Source organism: Brucella pseudogrignonensis (genome assembly GCF_002252525.1).
Lineage (GTDB): Bacteria > Pseudomonadota > Alphaproteobacteria > Rhizobiales > Rhizobiaceae > Brucella > Brucella pseudogrignonensis.
The window spans coordinates 232,024-255,019 of the sequence record NZ_NNRM01000041.1; the positions used below are offsets into that span (position 1 = coordinate 232,024).

The following is a 22,996-nucleotide window of genomic DNA, read 5'->3' on the forward strand; positions in this document are numbered from 1 at the left end:
AGCCTATCTACCCGGCTCTTGTTGTTGCGTAAAGCAAATGTGTGCCGTTTGTTGTGCGGCGCGAAAGATGAATGCCAGCCAACATGCAGCGGACCGATCCGCCAGCCAGCTCAATCGTCGGAACGGCGAAAGGCAGCAGCTTTGCGGTCTGTTCGATTGTCTTGATCTGATCCTTGCTCAAAGCGGCAAGAGCGCGGGCAGAAAGAGCCAAAACCCGGCCATCCTGGCCTTCCAGTTCTATGGCATTCCCGGCAAACTCACCAATCTGTCGTGCTGAAAGATGAATGACCGTGCGTCCGGTTTCCTGCAGACGATCAACGATTTCCTGACGGCGGGCCGGATCAGTAATCATATCGGTTCCGATCAATGCGTAATCCGCACCGATGCACATCAGCACATTAGTGTGATAGATCGGCTTGCCGGACGAATCGACCGCGTCAAACACCATTGGCTCAAAGTTGAAATGTGTGCAGAAGCGCTCGAGCGCCACTTCATTGGTGCGATTGGAACGGGCTGCATAGGCCACACGTCCAATATGGTCGAGCACCATGGCGCCTGTGCCTTCGAGATAGAAGTGATCACGCTCGAGGCCCGAATAATCGATGACGTCCTGAACGCGATAGTCGCGCTTCAGCATTTCGATCACATCAGGGCGGCGTTCTTTCTGACGGCTTTCCGAAAACATCGGATAGATGGCAACATGGCCGCCCGAATGGGTCGAAAACCAGTTATTCGGGAAGACTGAATCGGGCAAGGCGTGGGTTTCGTCTTCAAAAAGATGAACCGTTACGCCCGCATCAGCCAATCCCTCGGCCATGAGCGTTACCTCATCGAAAGCAGCTTTCGCCAGCACTTCAGCAGAGCGACGCTCGTCGACGGACTGAAACGCATTATCCTTTGCGGTTTGCGCATTGGGGGTAAAATGATGCGGTCGGATCATAACGACCGATTTCGGACTCTGGACAGATGGTCTGCTCATTCTCAGACTATTCTCACTGCTAAAGCATGTCGCAAAAGACATGCATAAAAACAAAGATTTAAAGCGCTTATCGCTTCACCAACGGAAGCGAATTTGGCATCGCTGCGCCATGAACTCTGGTAGCTCGATCAGGCGGCTTTTCCTGCTCTCCAACATACTCACACGCTCCTCCATCAGCACTCCGACAAGCAGAGTAGGAGGGCATAAAGTCAGTTAAAATTGTAAAAGTGTCGGGTCACTTGTAAAAAATCTGGCAATTTGCACAGTCGAACTGTAAAAAGTGCCATGCATATTTTTGATGATCTGGATCATAAGCTGATTGCCATTTTGCGGGAGGACGGACGTGCGCCGCTCTCAAAACTGGCGACTATCCTTGGCGTTTCACGCGGAACCGTTCAGGCGCGCCTGGATCGCCTGTTGGAAACTGGTGCAGCACTAGGCTTCACAATCCGGGTTCGGCAGGATTACGATGATGGGGTTGTGCATGCGATCATGCTGATCGAAGTGCAAGGCCGATCGACAACCAAGGTGATCAAGCTCTTGCGGGGATTGCCGCAGATCCGCACTTTGCATACGACAAACGGTTCATGGGATCTTGTGGCGGAGATCCATGCAGAAAGCCTGCACGATTTTGATCGCGTCTTACGTGAAGTGCGAACGATCGATGGTGTCATGAACAGCGAGACCAGCATTCTTCTGAGCAGCGTATAATGCAAAAGGCCGGTGGTTTTCACCACCGGCCTTGCTTTTGCTATCAGGCTGCCTGCTTCAGCGCCTTTTCGCATCGAATGAGCATTCCATAAAGGTCGCGTGGCTCGTCAGGATCAGCCAGCATATCCAGCTCGACAAAGAGGCCCGTTTCCTCCAACTTGCTGCGGACATATCGCAGCGCCGAGAAATCTTCGATTGCGAAACCAACACTGTCAAACAGGGTGATGGCTCGGTCGGAAGCACGGCCAGAGATCGCACCGGTGATGACTTCCCAGAGCTCTTTGACCGGATAATCGGCGTCAAGCTGCTGGATTTCACCTTCGATGCGGGTCTGCGGCGGGTATTCGACAAAAATGTCGGAACGCAGCAAAATGTCTTTATTCAACTCGGTTTTACCAGGGCAATCGCCACCAACGGCATTGATATGCACGCCAGGGCCGACCATGTTGTCACTGAGGATAGTGGCATATTGCTTGTCGGCCGTAACAGTCGTGATGATGTCGGCACCTTCAACGGCTTCCTGCGATGTGTTGTGAATCGAAACAGAAAAGCCCTTGTCACTCAGGTTACGCGCACAGCGCTCGCTCGCAGAACGATCAATGTCAAAGAGGCGGAGATTTTCGATTCCCAGGATGGCTTTGAACGCCAACGCCTGAAACTCGCTCTGTGCGCCATTTCCGATGATCGTCATGGTCTTTGAATCAGGCCGCGCAAGATGTTTGGCTGCGACTGCTGACATTGCAGCTGTGCGAAGCGCTGTGAGAATCGTCATCTCCGTCAACAGCATTGGGTAACCGTTGCCGACATCGGAGAGCACGCCAAAAGCGGTAACGGTCTGGCGACCTTCCTTTGTGTTCTTCGGATGGCCGTTTACATATTTAAATCCATAAAGCGTGCCGTCGCTTGTCGGCATCAGCTCAATTACACCTTCGTCGGAGTGGGATGCGATACGCGGCGTCTTGTCGAACTGTTCCCAACGGCGGAAATCTTCTTCGATCACGTCGGCCAGCTCTTTGAGGAAGGTTTCAACTCCCACCGTGAGCACAAGCTTCATCATGTGATCGACACTGACAAACGGAACAATATTCAGCTTTTCATTGGTCATTGATATGAACCTTTATCCAACATGTTTGGGCAAAGCACTGCTGGCTCAGGCCTTGGTTACGAGAAAATTTTCCGCAATCATCGAAACGATCTGCGGCAGGACTTCAAAGGCATAAGGCGCGTGTACACGCTCAAGCTTCTGGTGGAATTCACGTCCCCATGGGCCAATATTGACCACCGGGAATTGTAAGGCGTCACCCGCCGGATGATCGACAAGACGGGCGACCGGCGTGTTGTTTGAAACAATATCCTGCCCAAGCGTCGCCTGCCCCAGAAAGCTCATATCGGAAATGCCCTGGAAATACGGCTTCCAGACGAGTGACTGATCCGGGAAGGCCGCAAATGCCTGCATCGTTGTGTCGATAGCCTGTTTGAACGCACGATCATTAGCCTGCGTATGATCAAGATGGCTCGCTGGGTAATGAAGACCAGCAAAACCCACAACAACTGCCGGACCTGACAGATGTGCAACGCCGACAAGCCATTCAGTCAGTTGGCGGCTGACCGACAACGGATTGTCGATATCGGCAAGGCGCTTTTCCTGCTCGCTGTAAAGAGCTTCAAACTGCTCACCGGCGACCTCTGCAGCCATCACGCGCAACTGCTCGAATGTGATGAGCTTCGGTGCTGCCGGAATTGCGCCAGCGCGTTTTCCGATCAGTTCTCCGAACGCTTCCGACTGCCCGGCAAAGCGCTCAACGGCCTCTGTCGCACCAGCCAGAACTTCATCCTTGAAACGACTGAACAGCTCTTCCGCCGTCATGGCATGATAAAGCCAGTTAAGCGCGATCCAGAAACGTTCTGGCGTCGTCACTTCATATCCGTCACGCAGGTCTTTTGCTTCAAGGCAGATTGGTGGCGGCGAGATATCATTCGCATCGCGATCAGCAAGCGCTGCATTGCCTTCAAAGCGTGCAAGAATGCTGGCGGCCATCGCCTGTGCGCTCACGCCTTCATATGGATAGCTCGCATGTGAGCTCAATCCGATAACCAGCGCAAAGGGCAGCAGCTTTCCGATGGTCCCAGCATAAACCGCACGACCTTCTTTTCCGTCGCCCTGATCAGATGTCACATCGAGATTGATCGCAGCCGAGATTTCAATGTCAAAGTCGCGGGCGATAGCTGGCAGCGCATTGCGCATCGAACGCATGCCACGGCTTTCGCGTTCTTCATCGGGGGTGAAAACCAGCAACAAATTACCGCTGCGATCCGGGTCAGCCGCAAATTTTTCAGCACAGGCTATACCCACGGCAAGCCCGCTTTTCATATCGAGCAGGCCACGTCCCGGGAGGAAATCGCCGCTCAGCAAATCTTCCAGCGCGCGCTCTTCCTGAGCGGAGCGTGAACGGTTAGACAAATCCTTGATAAGAGCGTCCTTGAGTTTCAGGCTCTCACAAGCGAGCGACTTAAGCTCGTGGTAGTTATCGGTTGCGACCGTATCAAAATGGCCTGCGAGAGCGAGCGTGCGCTTGCCGTTTCCGCGCACCAGCGCGACCACATTATGGGTCAGCGGATCACCGTGGCTGGCTACTGTGCGGATATTATCCGGGTTCTGCTGGAAGTAAGGTATTTCCTTGAGTACGGCTACGAGATGATCGGAAAACTCCGCCTCTCCGGGTGTGCCTGTTTCACTGCCCCAGCCAACAAGGCGCAATGCCAGATCTTCGACATGCTGCGCATTAATATGGTTGTGCGCGGTCGTTACGGCGTTGGACGCGCCGTTTGAAACACTCGCAGTCATTGAATCTAATCTCCGTCGATTAGAGCGTGTTTCGAGATGTCAGAAACACGCTTCAGAACATAAACTTCAGGCTTCGGTCGTTTTCGACCGGCTTATTGCGAAAGATGCTTTCGTAGGAAGGCTCTTGTCCGTTCCTCGGTAGGATCGGACAAGACTTGGCTTGGCGCGCCTTGCTCAACCACCACGCCACCATCCATGAACATCACATGGTCGGAGACTTCGGCGGCAAAGCGCATTTCGTGGGTGACGATCAGCATGGTCATGTGCTCGTTTGCGAGCTGCTTCATGACCTGATTGACTTCTTCGACCAGCTCCGGATCAAGCGCAGATGTCGCTTCATCAAAAAGCATAACTTTGGGCTGCATTGCCAAAGCGCGAGCGATGGCAACACGTTGCTTTTGGCCGCCAGAGAGACGTGCCGGATAGGCGTGCCCCTTATCGACAAGGCCGACCTTGGCGAGCAGAGTGTTAGCGCGTTCCAATGCATCCGCCCGGGACAAGCCCTTGAGCTTCATCGGTCCGACCATGATGTTCTGCAAAACCGTCAAATGCGGGAAGAGGTTAAACTGCTGAAAAACCATCCCCATTTCCTGACGGATGTGGTTGATGTGCTTTTCAAAAGCACGCACCTTTAGCGGACGGTTTACCTGATGTCCATCAAGCCAGATTTCACCGCTTGAGGTTTCCTCCAACATATTGATGGAGCGGAGCAATGTGCTCTTACCCGATCCGCTGGGGCCGATGATGGAAACGATCTTCCCGCGTGCAACAGTCAGGTCGATGCCTTTCAGCACCTCGATTTCGCCGTAAGATTTCCGAATTTGGCGCAATTCGATCATGGGGGTCTGTGTGTTCATCGGATAGCTTCCGCTTTCTTGGCCGCTTTGCTCAAACCCCATTCCATCAGAAGGTTGACGAGGTAATAGAGCACGGCTGCAACGAAGTAGAACTCAAAAGGACGATAGGTTTCGCTGATGCCACGCTGGGCATTCAGCACCAGTTCTGTGATGCCGAGCACCGAAAGAACGGCCGTGTCCTTGAGCAGGATAATGCTGTTATTGCCGACCTGCGGCAAAGCCGTAAGGATTGCCTGCGGGATAATGAAATAGCGCAAAGAGGCACCATTGCCGAAACCAAGCGAACGAGCGGCTTCCATTTGTCCCTTGTCGACAGCCTCCAGCGACGCGCGGAAAATATCGGCATTATAGGCGGCATAATGCATACCAAGCCCGAACACACCGGTCCAGAATGCAGGCACCATGATCCCGATCTGCGACAGGCCATAATAGAGCAGATAAAGCTGCAGCAGCAGCGGTGTGCCCATGAAAAGGAATACAATGCCGCGCAAGGGAAGGCTGATCAGTTTGGGCGCATGAAGGGTGACGATTGCAATAACAATGCCAAGCACAACACTGATAACGCCAGCCAGAACAGTGATCAAAACGGTCCAGAGAAGACCGATGAGCAACAGTTCCGCATAAGGTGGAACAACTGTGAAATCCAGACTCATGCTCCTGCCCTCTTCTCAGCGTTGAAGTAGGTTTCAAGTCCGCGAACGATCAGCGAAATGACGGCTATGATGACGATGTAAGCAGCAGCAGCCACCGCAAAAACCTCGAAGGGCTTGTAGGTGGAAGTGACAAAGCGCTGCGCGGTATAGGTCAACTCAACCACACCTATGGTGGAGACAAGGGCAGTACTCTTGGTCAGAATAACCGTATTGACGCCCAGCGACCGGATCATCAAAGGAGCAGCCTGTGGCAGAATGAAGAGCCGCATCGTGCCAACTCGACCAAAACCAAGCGACCGGGCGGCTTCATTCTGGCCTTTATCAACGGCCAGGATCGCCCCGCGCATACCCTCAGACATATAGGCGCCGATGTTGAAGCCCATCGTGATGACACCCGCCACAAAGGGCGTGAATTCAAAGCCGAATTGCGGACCACCAAAGAACACGAGGAAGAGCTGCACCAGAAGCGGCGTACCACGCATGATGCTGATATAGGCCACAGCAATCCAGCGCACTGGTGCATATCGCGAAAAGCGCGCCATAACGAGCAGACTGGCGACAACCAGACCGATCAGCAGCGACACGACAGTCAGTCCGGCAGTGACCCAGGCAGCTTCAACAATGAAGGGAAAAATCCGCTCGATAAGTGCGATATCCATCCTTCAACCTTTCTGCTCCATCAGGAGGAACATCTGCCACGAGATAGTGCTTCAGCGAACGGCTGAAACGAGGCCATGGCAGAGTTTAGGAACGAGAGCATTGTCAATAAAGCTGCTTAGAGCGCTCAACATGAAGACAATGCGTAAAACAGAAAATGCGGCTATAGATTTTCACTCATGCCGCTTCCGTGTTTGAGGCAGGGCAGCAAATTATGCTGCCCTGACCCGAAACAACCGGATTAACGGATATCCGCGCCAATCCACTTTTCGGAAATGGTCTTGTAAGTGCCATCAGCCATCATATCGTCGAGCGCTTTCTGCATAGCGTCGCGAAGTTCAGGATTGTTCTTGCGAACAGCAATGCCAATGTCATAGCGCGGAAGCTTGTCATCCTTGATCTGCTCGATCGGCGCATTGCTCTTGGAAATGGCAACCAGAACAGGCACGTCGTCGGCAATCACGGCGTCGATGCGGCCCGAACCGAGGTCGAGAAGCATTTCCGGCAGGCCCTTATAGGTGCGGACTTCATACTTGTTCTGCTCGCGAACCCACTTTTCAGAGGTTTCGCCAAGCGTCACACCAATTGTCTTGCCGTCGAGTTCGTCGAGCGACTTGACGCTGTCGCCTTTACGCAGGAACAGGCCAAGACCGGAGCGGTAGTAAGGTCCGACGAAGTCGATTGCCTTTTTGCGTTCTTCGGTGATGCCCATCGAGCCGACGATTGTATCAAAGCGGCCGGTAACGAGGCCCGCAATGATGCCATCCCAGGCAGTGGTGACGATTTCAGGCTCAGCCTTCAGACGGCGTGCAATTTCAGAACCGATATCAACGTCGAAGCCAACAACCTTGTTGGATTCATCGACAAAACTGAACGGAGGGAAAACGCCCGAAAGCGCAATCGTCATCTTGCCGTTCTTCTGAATTTTTTCCAGATCATCAGCCTTAGCCGCATGGGCGGATAGTGAGATGCCAAGTGCTATAAGCGCTGTGGAAAAAAGTCTCGCCATTTTCATTATCAGAGTTCCCTACGAAAGCCCCAGGCGGAGCTGTTGACGCTATTTTGATAGCCTTGTAACCGGCCTCAACAGGGATTTGCGCAGCGTTCCTATCGCTTGCAGCATTTTAAGAGCCGCTTATGCACTCCCCTTGGCCAAAATCATTATCTGCAATTAGATTGACAAAAAAGAATATAAAGTGATTATTTTTATAAAATAGTGACGATATCGTCAGCATAACTTACTTTTAAGGAAGCCGTATCAATGGATGAGCTGGACAAGAGACTGATCACGGAGCTTCGCATTAATGGCCGGGCTTCTGTTCCACAGCTTGCAGAGCTTTTAGGCGTTGCACGCGCCACCGCACAAAAACGCCTCGACCGCATGATTGCGAATGGCGACATCAAAGGCTTCACTGTCCGTGTCCGTGACGATATCGGCAAAGATCAGATCCGTGCCTTCATGCTCATCGAAATGTCAGGCTCGTCACTGAAGGCAACAATCAGCGCAATCAAACGCGTTCCAGGCCTCACGGGCGTTTTTAACACTAACGGCATCTGGGATGTGATCGCCGAGCTGGAAGTCTCGACCATCTCCGAGCTTAACGAAGTGATTTCGACGATACGCTCACTTCAGGGCGTCAGCAAAAGCGAAACTTTCATCATGCTCGGGCCAGCATAGGCCTTCTTTGCCGACTATTTATACGCTTTATCGGAACCAAACCCGACGCCAACTAGTTACTCGCTCAAATTCACTTAACAGTAGAGTGGTCAATGCATGTTCTAAATGCGGGGCCGCTATTCTGTTGCGTGGGATATTATAACAAAACGCAAAAAGGCGGTGGCGAATGGCGCAAAGCGATGCTGCAGGCAGCTCATCTCAGGCTACACCATTACAAATTCACGACATCAAGGTCATCGATAACACCAAGCTTAAGAAAGCCATTACCGCTGCGGCCTTGGGCAACGCGATGGAATGGTTCGATTTCGGCGTTTACGGCTTCGTGGCCTATGCATTGGGCCAGGTATTCTTCCCCAATGCCGCCCCGGGCATTCAGACAATTGCAGCGCTTGCCACATTCTCCGTGCCGTTTCTGGTGCGCCCTCTGGGTGGCTTGTTTTTCGGCGTAATGGGCGACCGTTTCGGACGACAAAAAGTTCTCTCACTTACAATTATCATCATGGCTGCCAGTACATTCTGTATCGGCCTGATCCCCTCCTATGCCACTATCGGAATCTGGGCGCCTATCCTTTTGCTGCTTTGCAAGCTGGCACAGGGCTTTTCTGTAGGCGGCGAATATACCGGTGCTGCGATCTTCGTCGCCGAATATGCTCCCGACAGGCGTCGCGGCTTCCTGGGCAGCTGGCTGGACTTTGGCTCGATAGCCGGTTTTGTGCTGGGTGCGGGTCTCGTCGTTTTCCTCAGCACCATGGTTGGTGAAGACGCCTTCTTGGATTGGGGCTGGCGCATTCCATTCTACCTTGCCGCTCCGCTCGGTCTGATCGGACTTTATCTTCGTCATGCGGCTGAAGAAACGCCCGCATTCACACAACAGCTTGCGGCATTGGAAAAAGAAGACCGTGATGCCATTGAAGATCGGCCGATGGTGTCCTTCAAGGAAATCGTCAGCAAATACTGGCGTGCATTGAGCGTCTGTATTGGCATGGTTCTGGTGACAAACGTCACCTATTACATGCTGCTCACCTATATGCCGACCTATCTTTCCCAGAGCCTGGGCTATTCCGAAGACCACGGTGTGCTGATTATCATTGTCGTGATGATCGGTATGCTGTTTGTGCAGCCCGTCGTCGGCTTCCTCAGCGACCGGTTTGGCCGCAGGCCTTTCCTGATTATCGGCAGTGTGGGCCTATTGTTGTTTGCCGTGCCGGCCTTCCACCTTGTTGCCAGTGGAAACATTGCGACTATTTTTGCTGGCTTGCTGATATTGGCGATATTGCTCAACTGCCTCACAGGCATCATGGCATCGACACTGCCAGCACTGTTTCCGGCGCGTATTCGCTATAGCGCTCTTGCTGCAGCCTTTAATATTTCAATTATCGTGGCGGGACTGACCCCGACTGTTGCCGCATGGCTTGTCGAGGCAACAGATAATCTTTATCTGCCTGCTTACTATCTCATGTGCGCAGCCATTGTGGGTCTCATCACAGCATTCTTCCTTCCTGAGACGGCCAACAAACCGTTGCGTGGCGACACGCCAAGTGCCTCAAACAAAACGGAAGCCAAATTGCTGCTCAAGGAAGCCTATTCCCATATCGAAGAACGCGTCGATAAGCTCGACGATGAAATTCTCTCGCTCGAACAGCAGATCGAAGAGCTGCAGCAACGCCGTCAGGCACTCGTTGACCGGCATCCGAAACTAAACTGAGCCGCTCCAGCTTTCGGCCTGTTGCTCACCAATCCCCATCAGATCAATGGCTCGCGCTGCGATCTGATGGGCAATTTCATCCACCGTCTGCGGGTGCAGATAAAAGGCAGGCACTGGCGGCATCACGATTGCGCCCATCTCGGTGACCGTACACATATTGCGCAAATGGACCAGATGCAGTGGTGTTTCGCGGGTGATCAGCAGCAGCTTGCGTCGCTCTTTGAGCTGCACATCGGCAGCGCGCGTTAGCAGACTATCGCTGAAGCCATTGGCTATCGACGCTAAAGTGCGCATGGAACAAGGCGCAACAATCATTCCTGCCGTTTGCACGGATCCGCTGGCAATAGCTGCTCCCACATCCTCAATCGAATAGGTCTTTTCTGCCAGCCTATGCAGCATTGAATAGCCGTTCGGGCCCAGCTCATAGCGCAAAGTCCGCTCAGCGGCTTGTGATATAACAAGATGCGTTTCAACGGACTGCATCTTGTTCAGGCACTCAAGTATTTTCAGTGAAATGAGCGACCCGGACGCACCTGAAACTCCCACGACGATCCGCTTCACTGTCTGCTCTCCCTGTCGATTCCCAATTCGCCCCACATCGCGTCGACCCGAGCAATGGTCTCTGCATTCATGGAAAGGACAGCGCCCCATTCGCGATCGGTTTCCGCACCAATCTTGTTGGTTGCATCGAGTCCGAGCTTTCCGCCAAGCCCTGAACGCGGTGAAGCGAAATCAAGATAATCCACCGGTGTATGATCAAGCGTAATCAAATCTCGGCTCGCGTCGAAGCGTGTCGATAGCGCCCAGAGCACATCATCCCAATTGCGCACATTGATATCGGGATCGACGGCAATGATAAGCTTGGTGTAGCTGAACTGTGGCAACATTGACCAAAGCCCCATCATCACCCTGCCCGCTTGCCCCGGATATCGCTTGTCGATGGCGACCACCATTGCGCGATAAGAACATGCCGCAGCTGGCAGCCAAAGGTCAGTGATCTCGGGAAATTGTTTGCGCACGACCGGCACAAACAGCTTGTTCATCACCTCGCCGAGCTTTGAAGGTTCATCAGGCGGACGCCCGGTGTAAGTGGAAAGATAAATCGGGTTCTTGCGCATGGTGATCGCGGTGAGACGCATAACCGGAAAATCTTCCACACTGTTATAATAACCAGTGTGATCCCCATAAGGGCCTTCCGGCGCGGTTTCGGTTGCCGATACAAAACCTTCAAGCACAATTTCCGCATTAGCAGGGACGTTGATTGGCACAGTGCGCGCGTCTGTGATTACGGGCCTTCGCCCCGACAAAAGACCCGAAAACGCAAGCTCGCTCATCCCTTCAGGCAAAGGCATGACAGCTGCAAGAATTGTCGCTGGATCCGCACCGATCGCAACAGCAACAGGCATATCCTTCCCGGCCTTCTGCCACATGCGATGATGCCGCGCGCCACCCCGATGTGCCAGCCAGCGCATGACCAGCCTGTCTCGCCCGAGCTTCTGCATCCGGTAAATACCGACATTGATGTCGGATGGATCGTCAGGCGCACAAGTGATGACCAAAGGCCATGTTACCAGTGCAGCAGGCTCTCCGGGCCAGCACCATTGTATCGGCAACGCGTCCAGATCAATGGCGTCTCCCTCGCGTGTGATTTCATGCACCGGCGCACGGCTGACACGCCGTGGTCGCATTGCCAGCGCTGCTTTTGCCAGAGGCAGCTTGCCCCAGATTTCGCCTGCTGAACGCGGCGGCGTCGGCGCTCTCAACTCTGCCAGCAGATTGGCTAAATCAGGCAGCTCTTCCGGACTGCGACCAAGCCCCCATGCAATCCGTCGTTCAGCACCGAACAGATTGGCAAGCAACGGGATGGATTGCACTTTGCCTTCAGCATCGACCGGATTTTCAAACAGCAAAGCCGGTCCATCAGCTTCCAGAACGCGTTTATGAATTTCCGTGATTTCATGAAGCAGTGAAACTGGACGCTGGATGCGGACGAGATCGCCGCGTCGTTCGAGCTCCGATACGAAGCTCTGTAGATCGCCATAGGAAGAAGGCAGAGGGGATGCATTTTTCATGTCTCACTTTGAATACGCAATTCTTCTGCCGTCTTTGATCCAGATCAAACTCTTACAGGCTTGAATCGCCTAGTCCTTGAGAAGAGGTCGTAAGCTGGTGCGCATAGAAGTGTCTGGAGCAAAGTCATGATGAAAATTCCGCCTGCCGTGGTCGCTCCGGTTCGGTTTGTTCCGCCATTTCTGCTCAAGCCGCTTGTTTCTCGTGTTTTCTTTCAGGTTATCCGTGCGCATCCCGGCCTGTTTGAGCGGCTGGGCGAGCACGTCAACAAACGATTTGGCTTCCGGCCATCCGATCTCCCTTTCGCCTTTCTGGTTGAACCCGGTGCCCCCCGTATTTCGGTACTGCGCAACAAAGACGACTTTAAAGCCGATGCCGCAATCGAAGGCCCGCTCGTCATGCTGCTCGCTCTTCTGGAGGGCAAACTTGATGGCGACGCCCTGTTTTTCTCGCGCGACATCACTGTGACCGGCGACATGGAGGCCATGCTGGCCCTGCGCAATGCGCTGGACGATTGCAATGTTGACCTGCCAGCTGATCTTGGCCGCGGCGCAGGGCCATTCGCCCCGGTGGTGCGAACCATTGCAGGCTTTGTGCGCGACAAAGCGCTCGCTGCCGACACAAAAGAGGATACCCCTTCATGGAACTGATCTGTCCTGCCGGAACACCTTCCGCACTTCGCGAAGCCGTGCAGGCCGGAGCTGATGCAGTGTATTGCGGCTTTCGTGATGAAACCAACGCACGCAATTTTCCGGGCCTCAATTTCAGCCGCGAAGAGCTACGGGAAGCGATCAATTTCGCCCATGCCCGTCGGACGCAGGTCTTCGTTGCAATCAACACCTTCATGCGTGCAGGTGACGAGCATATCTGGTACCAAGCCGTTGATGATGCCTCGGCATTGGGTGCCGATGCCGTGATCCTCGCGGATTTTGGGCTGATGGCCTATACGGCAGAACGCCACCCGCAACAGCGACTGCATGTTTCAGTGCAAGCATCTGTTTCCAATGCCGATGCAATCAGCTTTCTGATCGATGCTTTCAAGGCAAAACGTGTGGTGCTGCCACGCGTGCTGACAATCCCTGATATTGCAAAGCTTGGACGCAAGATCGCCTGCGAAATGGAAGTTTTCGTCTTTGGCGGTTTGTGCGTCATGGCTGAAGGCCGCTGCTCGCTGTCGTCTTACGCCACCGGAAAGTCACCCAACATGAATGGGGTCTGCTCGCCTGCAAGCCATGTGCGTTATCGCCACGACGGTTCAGAACTGGTTTCAGAACTTGGCGATTACACCATCAACCGCTTCCCGGCAGGCGAAGCAGCAGGCTATCCAACCCTTTGCAAAGGGCGTTTCAACATCGGCGATGAAGAAGGCTATGCATTTGAAGATCCTGTATCTCTTGATGTGATGAACCACATAGACGAACTCCGTGCAGCCGGCGTTTCAGCTCTGAAAATCGAAGGGCGGCAACGTGGGAAAGCCTATGTTGCTGAAGTTGTTTCAACGCTCCGTCAAACTCTTGCAGCCGGACCCGAAAAGCGGGCCGCACTGCTTTCACGACTACGCGCATTGAGTGAAGGTCAGCAGACCACATCGGGCGCCTATGAAAAGCGCTGGAGATAGCCATGTCCGATCCAAGTTTTAATCCCAGCCTCAGCCTTGGGCCTGTTCTCTTTCTCTGGGACGGTCCGAAATGGCGCGATTTCTACTTCCGCATAGCCGATGAAGCACCAGTCGACCATGTCACGCTCGGCGAAATTGTTTGTTCCAAGCGCTTTCATTTCATCGATCCATACATGGGAGATGTGATCGAGCGCTTACAACAGGCAGGCAAGACAATCAGCCTTGGCTCACTCGCGCTTGTCATGCTTGAACGCGAGGCAAAGCATGTTCGGCAGACCACCGAACAATCGCTTTTTCCGGTCGAAGCCAATGATCTCTCCGCGCTGGGCCTGCTGGCTGGCAAGCCGCATATGGTTGGCCCATTGGTCAATGTTTACAACGCCGCCACTGCCAAAGTTCTGGCCGCTCGCGGCGCACAATGCATCTGTCTGCCACCGGAACTACCGTTGGCTTCAATCCGTGAAATCATCAAGGGAGCGCCAGATGTTGCCTTCGAAATCTTCACTTTCGGCCGCATACCACTCGCCATTTCAGCGCGCTGCGCCCACGCACGCTCAAAAGGACACATCAAGGACAATTGTCAGTTTGTTTGTGCCGAGGAGCCGGACGGTCTGCCAGTCAAAACACTCGATAGCCAGTCGTTCCTTGCCTTGAACGGTGTGCAAACGCTGTCGCATACCTGTCAGGCACTCATTGAAGATATACCCGAGCTGAAGGCAGCGGGTGTTGCACGTTTCAGGCTTTCGCCGCAGGATTGTGACATGGTTGCTGTCGCAAAGGTTCACCACGACGTGCTGCATGAACGTATCGACACGGAAGAAGGCCTTGCCCGATTGCAGGCGATTTACCCGACCGTTCCGCTTTCCAACGGCTTTCTACATGGTGGCATCGGTGCCGCCTGGGTCAGTCGACACAAAACTGCATCGGTTATGCATAGCTGATAAAATCAGCTTGCAGCCGACAGCGCTCTAAGCGGGGTAATGGTTTCAAGCCAGTCTGCGAGAACCGTCTGGTCCGGTGCAAGCAAAACACCGAAATCGCCTGCGAACTCGTTCCAGCCCTCAACATAGGTTTCGCGCACGACTGTCAGCACGGGTATCTGCTTTGCATAGGCCAGCTCGATAACGGTCCGAAACCCCTGACCTTCCGTTTCGCCTTTGCCAAAACGGTTGAGGATCAGCAGATCTGCTCCGGCTTCGATTTCGGCACGCAACGATCCTGCCACATCTGCAAGTGCTGCCGGATCGAGCCTGCAACCGCGCGAGCCGGTGCCGAGCGGTTGCGAGATAATTTGCCGATTGCCGCTGCCAATCCGTTCAATAACAATTTCCCGGCAGCATTCGTCGGTATCGGGGCCACGGTGTTGCAAAAAACCCGCGACCTTCAAGCCACGTTCTCCGGCCCTCGCAGCAACCGACGCCAACAGCGGATCGACCGCCACGTCTTTCTCGGCCAGAATTGCTGCAAGAATCGGCTGTGTGGTCATTTGCTTTCTTCCTCACCGGACAAAAGGTCGATACCGGTAATCTCTGCCTCTGCGGCCAAAATAGCAATATATTGCGAAACAGCTTTCGACCAGGTCGACGCTTCAAGCCAGCCCGCGATGCGCTCAGCCACAAAATCGAATGGCAACACCTCGCCATCGACACGATGATCGAGCTTGATAATGTGAAAGCCAAAGCGGCTTTCAATTGGTGCCGCTGTGATTTCACCGGGTGCAAGACGATCAAGCGCACGCTCAAACTCCGGCACGGTACTGCCTCGCGACAATTGCCCAAGGCTGCCACCCTGTGCAGCTGAAGGGCAGGCGGAATATTCGTGCGCCATCGCCGCAAATGTTGCCGGTTCAGCCAGAATGGAAGTCGCCAGGAACGATGCCGTGCCGCGTGCCTTTTCGCGCGCCTGCTGATCAGCTGGGTCGGCAGCAATCAGAATGTGGCTTGCTTGAAGCAAAGGCGAGCTGGTGAAACGCTGCCGGTTTTTCTCATAAAAGCGCAAACATTCATCGCTTGATGCAGAAGGCACTTCAACTTCCTGATCGATGACCATGCGTACCAGCGCATCGTCGTCGGTTTCAGGACGCCCTTCGGCATCTTTCTCACGTTCTGGGGTGATGCCGACTTCTCTTGCGCGCTGCAAAAGCAACTCCCGGACTGCAAGGGCGCGAGCGGCTGCAAGCAAGGCTGCTCCCGGGTTTTCTGCCGGGTGGTTTTGTGCCTCCGTCAGAATGTCGCTTTCGGCAATCGCAACGCCGTTGACCGAAACCGCATCAAAGATCGGGCGCGGCTTTGGCGGTATGCGTGTATCCGGCTCCTGGTATGTGGAATAGCTACCATGCCCGCCTGAATGCTTATGGTCATGTGCTTTCGGCTGTTTGCTTTCAAAGAGTGTCGCCATCAGTTCTGCTCCGCCCGAAAGTTGTTCTGAACGCGGGCATGGGATGGTGCCCGGCTATTATTGCGCTTGCGCACAACCTGATAACCGGGACGCCAGATATAACGCACAGGTGCGCTCAGCATATGAACGAGACGCGTAAACGGGAACAGCAGCAGGATTGTCAGACCCAAACCGATATGCAGCTTGAAGATAAGCGATGCATCGGCAACGTAGCTTGAAGCTTGCGAGTTGAAAGTGAAAATACCCTGTGCCCAGCTCATGAATTTCACCATTTCATGGCCATCCAGATGCTGTAGCGATACCGGAATGGTCGCAAGCCCCAGCAGCAGCTGAATCCAGAGCAGAATGATGATGAGCGTGTCAGTCGGACGCGATGACGCGCGAATACGCGGGTCAAACAGGCGACGATGCACGAGAAGCGTGGCACCGATAATTGCCATGACACCTGCAACGCCACCGGCCACAATGGCGAGTATCTGCTTGGCTTCATGGCTGATGCCGAGCGTATCAAATACCCAGATTGGCGTGAGCAACCCGACAAAATGCCCGGCGAAAATCACAAGCACACCGAGATGAAACAGTACCGAGCCCCACATCAGCTGTTTGCGGCGCAAAAGCTGGCTGGAACCGGAGCGCCATGTATAGGGCTCGCGGTCATAGCGGAAGATTGAACCGAGTGCCAAAACGCTCAGCGCAATATAGGGATAAATCCCGAACAGGAACGTATTGATATGACTAGCCATCATCCGTCTCCTAGATTTGGCTGGGGTTTGACGATGCCGCCGGATTACGGCGTGCAGCACGCACCTGCATACGCAACCGGTCCGGACCGCAGGCGTTTTCGCCAGCATTAGAACTGCCAAATGTTACGGCTTCTTCTTCCCAGATGCGGTCGAGAGCAGCCAGATCGTCGGGATCATCCTCTTCCTGGCGCAGCAATTCACCCAACAGCTTCTCATCAGGCTTCACGCGGCCAAGATGCGAAAGTGCAGCAAACGCATTGGCATAGATCGAGCGCCGCTTGCGCAGGCGTTCGCCGATGGCTGTGGTGATGTGTGCAGTCTGCGCCAGCAGATCGTGGATTTCTTCCGGCGAACGCGTCGACAAAAATTCAAGAAACAGCGGCAGATAATCCGGTAGTTCCTTGGCATCAATGTCGAAGCCATTTTCCTCATACATCTTCAAAAGATCGACCATTGCCTGACCGCGATCGCGGCTTTCGCCATGCACATGCTCAAACAGATGCAGCGACAGCGCGCGGGTGCGATCAAACAGATGCACATAACGCTCCTGCGCCTCATAGAGATCGCCTTTGCAAAGATCATCGATCAGATTGTCGAGTAGCTTCTGGATTCCGGGCGAAAGACTTGGGTCGCTGGCGACAGCAGCTTTCAGTTCCTCCCGTCCAGACTGCACATCCTTCGAAGGATAGGACAGCAGAAGCGATATGATTTTCAGAGCCTTGTTCATTATACTTGTTCCCTGAAAATGTCGGTCGGTGTCTGCACGACCTTCTGACGCTTGGCACCGAACAGGTCTTCCGTGGAAGAACCACCCGAGCAGCCATTGCCAAAGGTGAAGCCACAGGAACCATGCAGATCATAGGCATCTTCTGTGACTTCGCGATGCGTTGTTGGGATGACGAAACGATCCTCATAATTGGCAATTGCCATCAACTGATACATTTCCTCGATCATGCCGCTACTCATGCCGACGCGATCAGCAATTGCTTCATCAATGACGCCATCAATGGTCTTGGTGCGCATGTAGGAGCGCATGGCCAACATGCGTTCAAGCGCCGAGATAACCGGCTCTTCCTTACCAGCGGTCAAAAGATTGGCGAGATAGCGGACCGGAATACGCATCGAGCGAACATCCGGCAGCGGACCATCCATGCCAAGCTTGCCCGCAGCAGCAGCCGACTGAAGTGGCGAAAGCGGTGGCACATACCAGACCATTGGCAGCGTGCGATATTCAGGATGCAGCGGAAATGCGATCTTCCATTCCATGGCCATCTTGTAGACCGGCGAATGCTTGGCAGCTTCCAGCCATGCATCCGGCACACCATCCTTGCGCGCCTGTTCAATCACTTTCGGATCGTTCGGGTCGAGGAAGATGCTAAGCTGTTCTTCGTAGAGATCCTGCTCGTTGGCGGTTGATGCTGCTTCCGAAATCCGGTCGGCATCATAAAGAATAACACCGAGATAGCGGATGCGACCGACACAGGTTTCCGAGCAGACAGTTGGCTGGCCTGCTTCAATACGCGGATAACAGAAAATGCACTTCTCGGACTTGCCGGAACTCCAGTTGTAATAGATCTTTTTGTAAGGGCAGCCGGAGACGCACATGCGCCAGCCGCGGCATTTTTCCTGATCGATCAGAACAATGCCATCATCCTCGCGCTTATAGATTGCACCCGAAGGACAGGCTGCAACACAGGTCGGGTTGAGGCAGTGCTCGCAGAGGCGAGGCAGATACATCATGAAGGTGTTTTCGAACTGGCCGTAGATTTCCTTTTCCACGCCCTCGAAATTGTAGTCCTTCGACCGTTTGGCGAATTCGCCACCGAGAATTTCTTCCCAGTTCGGACCCCATTCGATCTTCTCCATGCGTTCGCCGGAAATCAGCGAACGTGGACGGGCGGTCGGCATGGTCCTGCTTTCGCCTGCCGTCTGCAAATGCCCATAATCGTAGTCGAACGGCTCATAATAGTCGTCGATTTCAGGCAGATCTGGATTGGCAAAGATTTTAGCAAGAATGCGCCATTTCGCACCCATCTTGGGTTCGATCTTGCCGTTCTTCTTGCGGACCCAGCCGCCATTCCACTTCTTCTGGTTTTCCCACTCTTTCGGGAAACCAATACCGGGCTTGGTTTCAACATTGTTGAACCAGGCATATTCAACGCCTTCGCGGCTGGTCCAGACGTTTTTGCACGTCACAGAGCAGGTGTGGCAGCCGATGCACTTGTCGAGATTGAGCACCATGCCAATTTGCGCGCGGATTTTCATTCTGCTGCCTCCTTTGCCACTGGTGTCTGGGGCAATGTCGCTTTGCTTTCGTCGAGCGGACCTTCCATCCAGTCGACCTTGTCCAGTTTGCGCACCACGACAAATTCGTCGCGGTTTGCACCGACGGTGCCGTAATAGTTGAAGCCATAGGACTGATGGGCGTAACCGCCGATCATGTGGGTTGGTTTGGTGATGATGCGCGTGACCGAGTTATGAATGCCGCCGCGCTGCCCTGTCAGAGGCGATCCCGGCGTATTCACGATCTTTTCCTGTGCGTGATACATGAAGATCGTGCCGTCCTTCATGCGCTGGGACACAACCGCACGCGCCACGATAGCACCGTTGGCGTTGTAAACTTCCACCCAGTCATTATCGACGAGGCCCGCCTTCTTAGCATCCGGCTCCGAAATCCAGACAACCGGACCACCACGATTGAGCGTAAGCATCAAAAGGTTGTCGGAATAGGTCGAGTGGATGCCCCATTTCTGGTGCGGCGTAATGAAGTTCAGCACGAGATGCGGTTGACCGTCTGCCTTTTCACGAATGGCAGGATTGACCGTCTTGGTGTCGATTGGCGGACGATAGACGCAGAAGCCTTCACCGAAAGCGCGCATCCACAAATGATCCTGATAAAGCTGCTGACGGCCTGTCAGTGTGCGCCATGGGATCAGTTCATGCACATTGGTATAGCCAGCATTGTAGCACACACTTTCCGATTCAAGACCGGACCATGTCGGCGACGAGATGATCTTGCGTGGCTGTGCCACGATATCGCGGAAGCGAATTTTCTCGTCTTCCTTCGGTATTGCCAGATGGCTGTGATCGCGTCCAGTGAACTTCGACAGTGCTTCCCAGGCCTTCACCGCCACTTCGCCATTAGTTTCGGGGGCAAGCGACAGAATGACTTCCGTCGCATCAATGTCAGTCATGATACGCGGGCGACCTTCGGTAGCACCAGGCTCATGAACCTTGCCGTTGAGCTTGCCGAGAAGTTCTACCTCGTGATCGGTGTTCCAACCGATGCCCTTGCCGCCATTGCCGAGCTTTTCAAGCAATGGACCAACCGATGTATAACGCTTGTAGAGGTTCGGATAGTCACGCTCGACCACAACAATATTTGGCATGGTCTTGCCGGGGATCGGTTCGACTTCACCCTTCTTCCAGTCCTTCACATCAAACGGCTGCGAGAGTTCACCTGCCGTATCGTGAAGGGTCGGAACGAGAACCACATCCTTCTCAACACCCAGCACTTCGGGCGCCACATCCGAGAATTTCTTGGCGATGCCTTTGAAGATTTCCCAGTCGCTGCGTGCTTCCCATGCAGGATCGGCAGCACTTGAAAGTGGATGAATGAAGGGATGCATGTCGGAGGTGTTGAGATCGTTCTTCTCGTACCAGGTGGCAGTCGGCAGAACGATGTCCGAATAAACGCAAGTCGTGGACATGCGGAAATCCAGTGTCACCAGCAGATCGAGCTTCCCTTCCGGTGCCTGATCGTGCCAGACGGCTTCCTGAGATTCCTGCGCGCCTTCCGGACCGAGATCCTTGCCAAGCAGGCCGTTCGATGTCCCGAGCAGATGCTTGAGGAAATATTCGTGGCCTTTACCCGACGAACCCAACAGATTGGAACGCCAGACAAACATGTTGCGCGGCCAGTTTGCCTCATTGTCGGGGTCCTCACAGGACATGTTGAGACTGCCGGATTTGAGCGCTTCAGCAACAAAATCCTTGGCCTCTTTGCCCGATGCCGCCGCCTGCTTGGATACTTCAAGCGGGTTGGTTTGCAATTGCGGTGCCGATGGCAGCCAGCCCATACGTTCAGCGCGGATATTATAATCGTGGAATGTACCGTCCCATGAACCTTCCGGTGCGGTCGGCGACAGGATGTCGTTGACCTTGACCGTCTCGTAGCGCCACTGATCGGTATGCGCGTAGAAGAATGACGTCGAGTTCATATGGCGGGGTGGGCGGTTCCAGTCGAGTGCGAAGGCAAGCGCTGTCCAGCCGGTCTGCGGACGCAGTTTTTCCTGTCCGACATAATGGCTCCAACCGCCGCCCGACTGACCGATGCAGCCGCACATCACCAGCATGTTGATGATGCCGCGATAGCTCATATCCATGTGGTACCAGTGATTGAGACCAGCACCGAGAATGACCATGGAGCGTCCCTTGGTCTTCTCTGCATTATGAGCAAATTCGCGCGCAACAGCGATGATCTGATCCTGCGGAACGCCAGTAATCTTTTCAGCCCAGGCAGGCGTGTAAGGCAGGCCTTCATCAAAAGCTTTCGCCGAGTTCTTGTCGCCAAGACCACGATCAAGACCATAATTGGCCGCGAAGAGATCGAAAACGGTGGCAACCATCGTGTCGCCGTCTGCAAGCTTTACCTTTCGGGCTGGCACCTTGCGCACCAGAATGCTGTCATGATCGGTACCTTCAAAGAAATCGTGTTCTCGATTGCCGAAATAAGGAAACGCCACATCGGCAACCGCATCGTGATCACCCTTGTCGATAAAGCTCTTTGCCAGCTCAACATCGTGGCCCTTGCCGTCTTTTTCTTCCAGATTCCACTTGCCGTCTTCGCCCCAGCGATAGCCGATAGAACCACCGGGAGCGACGTAAGATGCAGTCTTCTTGTCGAAGGCCACGGTCTTCCAGTCCGGATTGTTGCTTTCGCCAAGTGTATCGACAAAGTCGGAAGCGCGGATGAAGCGGTCAGGCACATAATGACCGTCCTTCTTGCTGAGACGAACCAGCATTGGGAAGTCAGTGTATTTGCGGCAATAGTCCTCAAAATACTCCACCTGTCGATCAAGATGGAACTCGCGCAAAATGACATGGCCAATCGCCATGGCAAGTGCAGCATCTGTGCCCTGTTTCGGATGCAACCACAGATCGGAGAATTTGGCGGCTTCCGAGTAATCCGGTGACACCACGACCGATTTTGCGCCCTTATAACGGGCTTCGGTGTAAAAATGTGCATCAGGCGTGCGGGTCTGCGGAACGTTTGAACCCCAGAGCATCAGGAAGCCAGCATTATACCAGTCAGCGGATTCAGGAACGTCGGTCTGTTCGCCCCATGTCATCGGCGAGGCAGGCGGCAAATCGCAATACCAGTCATAAAACGACATGCAGACGCCACCAAGCAGAGACAGATAACGTGAGCCGGCTGCATAAGACACCATCGACATGGCAGGGATCGGCGAGAAGCCGATCACGCGGTCAGGACCATAGGTCTTGGCTGTATAGGCGTTGGCGGCTGCGATGATTTCGTTGACTTCATCCCAGGTCGCACGGACGAAACCGCCAAGGCCACGCACCTTCATATAATCGGAGCGCTTTGCCGGATCCTGCTGGATCGCAGCCCATGCACCGATCGGGGTCTTCACCGCACGTTCCTTGCGCCAAAGCTTGAGCAGACGCGAACGGATCAGCGGATATTTCACGCGATTGGCCGAATAAATATACCAGCTGTAGCTTGCACCACGCGGGCAGCCGCGTGGCTCATGATTGGGCAGATCAGCGCGGGTCCGCGGATAATCGGTCTGCTGGGTCTCCCAGGTGATGATGCCGCCCTTGACATAGATCTTCCATGAGCAAGACCCAGTGCAGTTCACTCCATGGGTTGAGCGGACAATTTTGTCATGCTGCCAGCGCTTGCGATAGGCATCTTCCCAGTCACGGTTTTCAACCGTGGTAACACCATGCCCTTCGGAAAAGGTGTCCGCATTCTTTCTGGCAAGAAAGTTTAGCCGGTCGAGGAGTAGGCTCATAATATTGTCCTCTCAATCCATTCATTAAGTGGCAGGCGCGGATGG

At 54.0% G+C, this 22,996-nt stretch carries 21 protein-coding genes; 6 read left to right on the forward strand and 15 right to left on the reverse strand.

Features of this window, described 5'->3' with window-relative positions; genetic code table 11:
* Nucleotides 1-7: 7 nt before the first annotated feature.
* Nucleotides 8-979 (reverse strand): citrulline utilization hydrolase CtlX, encoded by a 972-nt coding sequence (ctlX, locus tag CEV34_RS18890; RefSeq protein WP_064321275.1) that lies wholly within the window; start codon nt 977-979, stop codon nt 8-10.
* A gap of 285 nt (nt 980-1,264) precedes the next feature.
* On the opposite strand from ctlX, the gene CEV34_RS18895 reads away from it, so the two are divergent.
* Entirely contained in the window at nt 1,265-1,690 is a 426-nt protein-coding gene (locus tag CEV34_RS18895; protein ID WP_007877621.1) for an Lrp/AsnC family transcriptional regulator, read from the forward strand.
* Between the two features lie 43 nt (nt 1,691-1,733).
* Here the strand turns inward: CEV34_RS18895 and CEV34_RS18900 are convergent, their stop codons facing one another.
* From CEV34_RS18900 to CEV34_RS18925, 6 genes are all read right to left on the reverse strand, one after another.
* Nucleotides 1,734-2,795 (reverse strand): ornithine cyclodeaminase, encoded by a 1,062-nt coding sequence (locus tag CEV34_RS18900; protein WP_064321276.1) that lies wholly within the window; start codon nt 2,793-2,795, stop codon nt 1,734-1,736.
* 45 nt (nt 2,796-2,840) lie between these two features.
* Nucleotides 2,841-4,535, reverse strand: a complete 1,695-nt coding sequence (locus tag CEV34_RS18905; RefSeq protein ID WP_094544222.1) for a M20/M25/M40 family metallo-hydrolase — start codon at nt 4,533-4,535, stop codon at nt 2,841-2,843.
* 92 nt (nt 4,536-4,627) lie between these two features.
* Nucleotides 4,628-5,392, reverse strand: coding sequence for an amino acid ABC transporter ATP-binding protein (locus CEV34_RS18910; protein ID WP_094544223.1), 765 nt, complete (start codon nt 5,390-5,392; stop codon nt 4,628-4,630).
* Nucleotides 5,389-6,045 carry an amino acid ABC transporter permease gene (locus CEV34_RS18915; RefSeq protein ID WP_007877612.1) on the reverse strand — a complete coding sequence of 219 codons (657 nt, stop codon included), beginning with the start codon at nt 6,043-6,045 and terminating at the stop codon, nt 5,389-5,391. Before CEV34_RS18915 ends, CEV34_RS18910 begins: the two co-directional genes overlap by 4 nt.
* Complete coding sequence (locus CEV34_RS18920) at nt 6,042-6,704, reverse strand: amino acid ABC transporter permease (RefSeq protein WP_094544224.1); 663 nt, start codon at nt 6,702-6,704, stop codon at nt 6,042-6,044. Before CEV34_RS18920 ends, CEV34_RS18915 begins: the two co-directional genes overlap by 4 nt.
* A gap of 239 nt (nt 6,705-6,943) precedes the next feature.
* Nucleotides 6,944-7,711, reverse strand: coding sequence for a transporter substrate-binding domain-containing protein (locus tag CEV34_RS18925; protein WP_039860371.1), 768 nt, complete (start codon nt 7,709-7,711; stop codon nt 6,944-6,946).
* Between the two features lie 252 nt (nt 7,712-7,963).
* On the opposite strand from CEV34_RS18925, the gene CEV34_RS18930 reads away from it, so the two are divergent.
* Both CEV34_RS18930 and proP read left to right on the forward strand, forming a co-directional pair.
* A complete protein-coding gene (locus CEV34_RS18930) occupies nt 7,964-8,380 on the forward strand; it encodes an Lrp/AsnC family transcriptional regulator (protein WP_007877606.1) in 417 nt (138 codons plus the stop codon).
* 166 nt (nt 8,381-8,546) lie between these two features.
* Nucleotides 8,547-10,085, forward strand: coding sequence for a glycine betaine/L-proline transporter ProP (proP, locus tag CEV34_RS18935; protein WP_007877604.1), 1,539 nt, complete (start codon nt 8,547-8,549; stop codon nt 10,083-10,085).
* Here proP and CEV34_RS18940 read toward each other — a convergent pair.
* Nucleotides 10,077-10,646: a UbiX family flavin prenyltransferase gene (locus tag CEV34_RS18940; RefSeq protein WP_094544225.1), complete on the reverse strand. Its 570-nt coding sequence runs from the start codon at nt 10,644-10,646 to the stop codon at nt 10,077-10,079. The two genes, proP and CEV34_RS18940, sit on opposite strands and share 9 nt — an antisense overlap.
* A complete protein-coding gene (locus tag CEV34_RS18945) occupies nt 10,643-12,157 on the reverse strand; it encodes a UbiD family decarboxylase (RefSeq protein WP_094544226.1) in 1,515 nt (504 codons plus the stop codon). Before CEV34_RS18945 ends, CEV34_RS18940 begins: the two co-directional genes overlap by 4 nt.
* Before the next feature lie 126 nt (nt 12,158-12,283).
* Between CEV34_RS18945 and ubiT the strand changes: the two genes are divergently transcribed.
* Genes ubiT through ubiV form a run of 3 tightly spaced genes read left to right on the forward strand, consistent with a single transcriptional unit; the run spans nt 12,284 to nt 14,714 of the window.
* Nucleotides 12,284-12,805, forward strand: a complete 522-nt coding sequence (ubiT, locus tag CEV34_RS18950) for a ubiquinone anaerobic biosynthesis accessory factor UbiT (RefSeq protein ID WP_094544227.1) — start codon at nt 12,284-12,286, stop codon at nt 12,803-12,805.
* A complete protein-coding gene (gene ubiU / locus CEV34_RS18955; protein WP_094544228.1) occupies nt 12,796-13,773 on the forward strand; it encodes a ubiquinone anaerobic biosynthesis protein UbiU in 978 nt (325 codons plus the stop codon). The genes ubiT and ubiU overlap by 10 nt, the downstream gene beginning before the upstream one ends.
* Nucleotides 13,774-13,775: 2 nt before the next feature.
* Nucleotides 13,776-14,714 carry a ubiquinone anaerobic biosynthesis protein UbiV gene (ubiV, locus tag CEV34_RS18960; RefSeq protein ID WP_094544229.1) on the forward strand — a complete coding sequence of 313 codons (939 nt, stop codon included), beginning with the start codon at nt 13,776-13,778 and terminating at the stop codon, nt 14,712-14,714.
* Between the two features lie 5 nt (nt 14,715-14,719).
* Here ubiV and CEV34_RS18965 read toward each other — a convergent pair whose 3' ends face one another.
* The 6 genes from CEV34_RS18965 to CEV34_RS18990 are packed head-to-tail and all read right to left on the reverse strand — an operon-like array spanning nt 14,720 to nt 22,951.
* The gene (locus tag CEV34_RS18965; protein WP_094544230.1) at nt 14,720-15,259 is read right to left on the reverse strand and encodes a DUF2478 domain-containing protein; all 540 of its coding nucleotides are present in this window, start codon (nt 15,257-15,259) and stop codon (nt 14,720-14,722) included.
* Nucleotides 15,256-16,170 (reverse strand): peptidylprolyl isomerase, encoded by a 915-nt coding sequence (locus CEV34_RS18970; protein ID WP_094544231.1) that lies wholly within the window; start codon nt 16,168-16,170, stop codon nt 15,256-15,258. Before CEV34_RS18970 ends, CEV34_RS18965 begins: the two co-directional genes overlap by 4 nt.
* The gene (gene narI, locus CEV34_RS18975) at nt 16,170-16,913 is read right to left on the reverse strand and encodes a respiratory nitrate reductase subunit gamma (RefSeq protein WP_007877591.1); all 744 of its coding nucleotides are present in this window, start codon (nt 16,911-16,913) and stop codon (nt 16,170-16,172) included. Before narI ends, CEV34_RS18970 begins: the two co-directional genes overlap by 1 nt.
* Before the next feature lie 10 nt (nt 16,914-16,923).
* Complete coding sequence (gene narJ / locus CEV34_RS18980; RefSeq protein ID WP_007877589.1) at nt 16,924-17,640, reverse strand: nitrate reductase molybdenum cofactor assembly chaperone; 717 nt, start codon at nt 17,638-17,640, stop codon at nt 16,924-16,926.
* Nucleotides 17,640-19,178 (reverse strand): nitrate reductase subunit beta, encoded by a 1,539-nt coding sequence (narH, locus tag CEV34_RS18985; RefSeq protein WP_007877588.1) that lies wholly within the window; start codon nt 19,176-19,178, stop codon nt 17,640-17,642. Before narH ends, narJ begins: the two co-directional genes overlap by 1 nt.
* Nucleotides 19,175-22,951, reverse strand: coding sequence for a nitrate reductase subunit alpha (locus CEV34_RS18990; RefSeq protein ID WP_094544232.1), 3,777 nt, complete (start codon nt 22,949-22,951; stop codon nt 19,175-19,177). Before CEV34_RS18990 ends, narH begins: the two co-directional genes overlap by 4 nt.
* Nucleotides 22,952-22,996: the final 45 nt, after the last annotated feature.

Excerpts from the sequence above, each read along its gene's own strand:
- CEV34_RS18920 (WP_094544224.1), bottom strand. The coding sequence starts at position 6,704 with ATGGATATCGCACTTATCGAGCGGATTTTTCCCTTCATTGTTGAAGCT.
- CEV34_RS18930 (WP_007877606.1), top strand. The coding sequence starts at position 7,964 with ATGGATGAGCTGGACAAGAGACTGATCACGGAGCTTCGCATTAATGGC.
- CEV34_RS18945 (WP_094544226.1), bottom strand. The coding sequence starts at position 12,157 with ATGAAAAATGCATCCCCTCTGCCTTCTTCCTATGGCGATCTACAGAGC.
- proP (WP_007877604.1), top strand. The coding sequence starts at position 8,547 with ATGGCGCAAAGCGATGCTGCAGGCAGCTCATCTCAGGCTACACCATTA.
- narH (WP_007877588.1), bottom strand. The coding sequence starts at position 19,178 with ATGAAAATCCGCGCGCAAATTGGCATGGTGCTCAATCTCGACAAGTGC.
- narJ (WP_007877589.1), bottom strand. The coding sequence starts at position 17,640 with ATGAACAAGGCTCTGAAAATCATATCGCTTCTGCTGTCCTATCCTTCG.
- ubiV (WP_094544229.1), top strand. The coding sequence starts at position 13,776 with ATGTCCGATCCAAGTTTTAATCCCAGCCTCAGCCTTGGGCCTGTTCTC.
- CEV34_RS18905 (WP_094544222.1), bottom strand. The coding sequence starts at position 4,535 with ATGACTGCGAGTGTTTCAAACGGCGCGTCCAACGCCGTAACGACCGCG.
- CEV34_RS18910 (WP_094544223.1), bottom strand. The coding sequence starts at position 5,392 with ATGAACACACAGACCCCCATGATCGAATTGCGCCAAATTCGGAAATCT.
- CEV34_RS18990 (WP_094544232.1), bottom strand. The coding sequence starts at position 22,951 with ATGAGCCTACTCCTCGACCGGCTAAACTTTCTTGCCAGAAAGAATGCG.
- ubiT (WP_094544227.1), top strand. The coding sequence starts at position 12,284 with ATGATGAAAATTCCGCCTGCCGTGGTCGCTCCGGTTCGGTTTGTTCCG.
- CEV34_RS18965 (WP_094544230.1), bottom strand. The coding sequence starts at position 15,259 with ATGACCACACAGCCGATTCTTGCAGCAATTCTGGCCGAGAAAGACGTG.
- ctlX (WP_064321275.1), bottom strand. The coding sequence starts at position 979 with ATGAGCAGACCATCTGTCCAGAGTCCGAAATCGGTCGTTATGATCCGA.
- CEV34_RS18925 (WP_039860371.1), bottom strand. The coding sequence starts at position 7,711 with ATGGCGAGACTTTTTTCCACAGCGCTTATAGCACTTGGCATCTCACTA.
- ubiU (WP_094544228.1), top strand. The coding sequence starts at position 12,796 with ATGGAACTGATCTGTCCTGCCGGAACACCTTCCGCACTTCGCGAAGCC.
- CEV34_RS18970 (WP_094544231.1), bottom strand. The coding sequence starts at position 16,170 with ATGGCGACACTCTTTGAAAGCAAACAGCCGAAAGCACATGACCATAAG.
- CEV34_RS18915 (WP_007877612.1), bottom strand. The coding sequence starts at position 6,045 with ATGAGTCTGGATTTCACAGTTGTTCCACCTTATGCGGAACTGTTGCTC.
- CEV34_RS18900 (WP_064321276.1), bottom strand. The coding sequence starts at position 2,795 with ATGACCAATGAAAAGCTGAATATTGTTCCGTTTGTCAGTGTCGATCAC.
- CEV34_RS18895 (WP_007877621.1), top strand. The coding sequence starts at position 1,265 with ATGCATATTTTTGATGATCTGGATCATAAGCTGATTGCCATTTTGCGG.
- narI (WP_007877591.1), bottom strand. The coding sequence starts at position 16,913 with ATGGCTAGTCATATCAATACGTTCCTGTTCGGGATTTATCCCTATATT.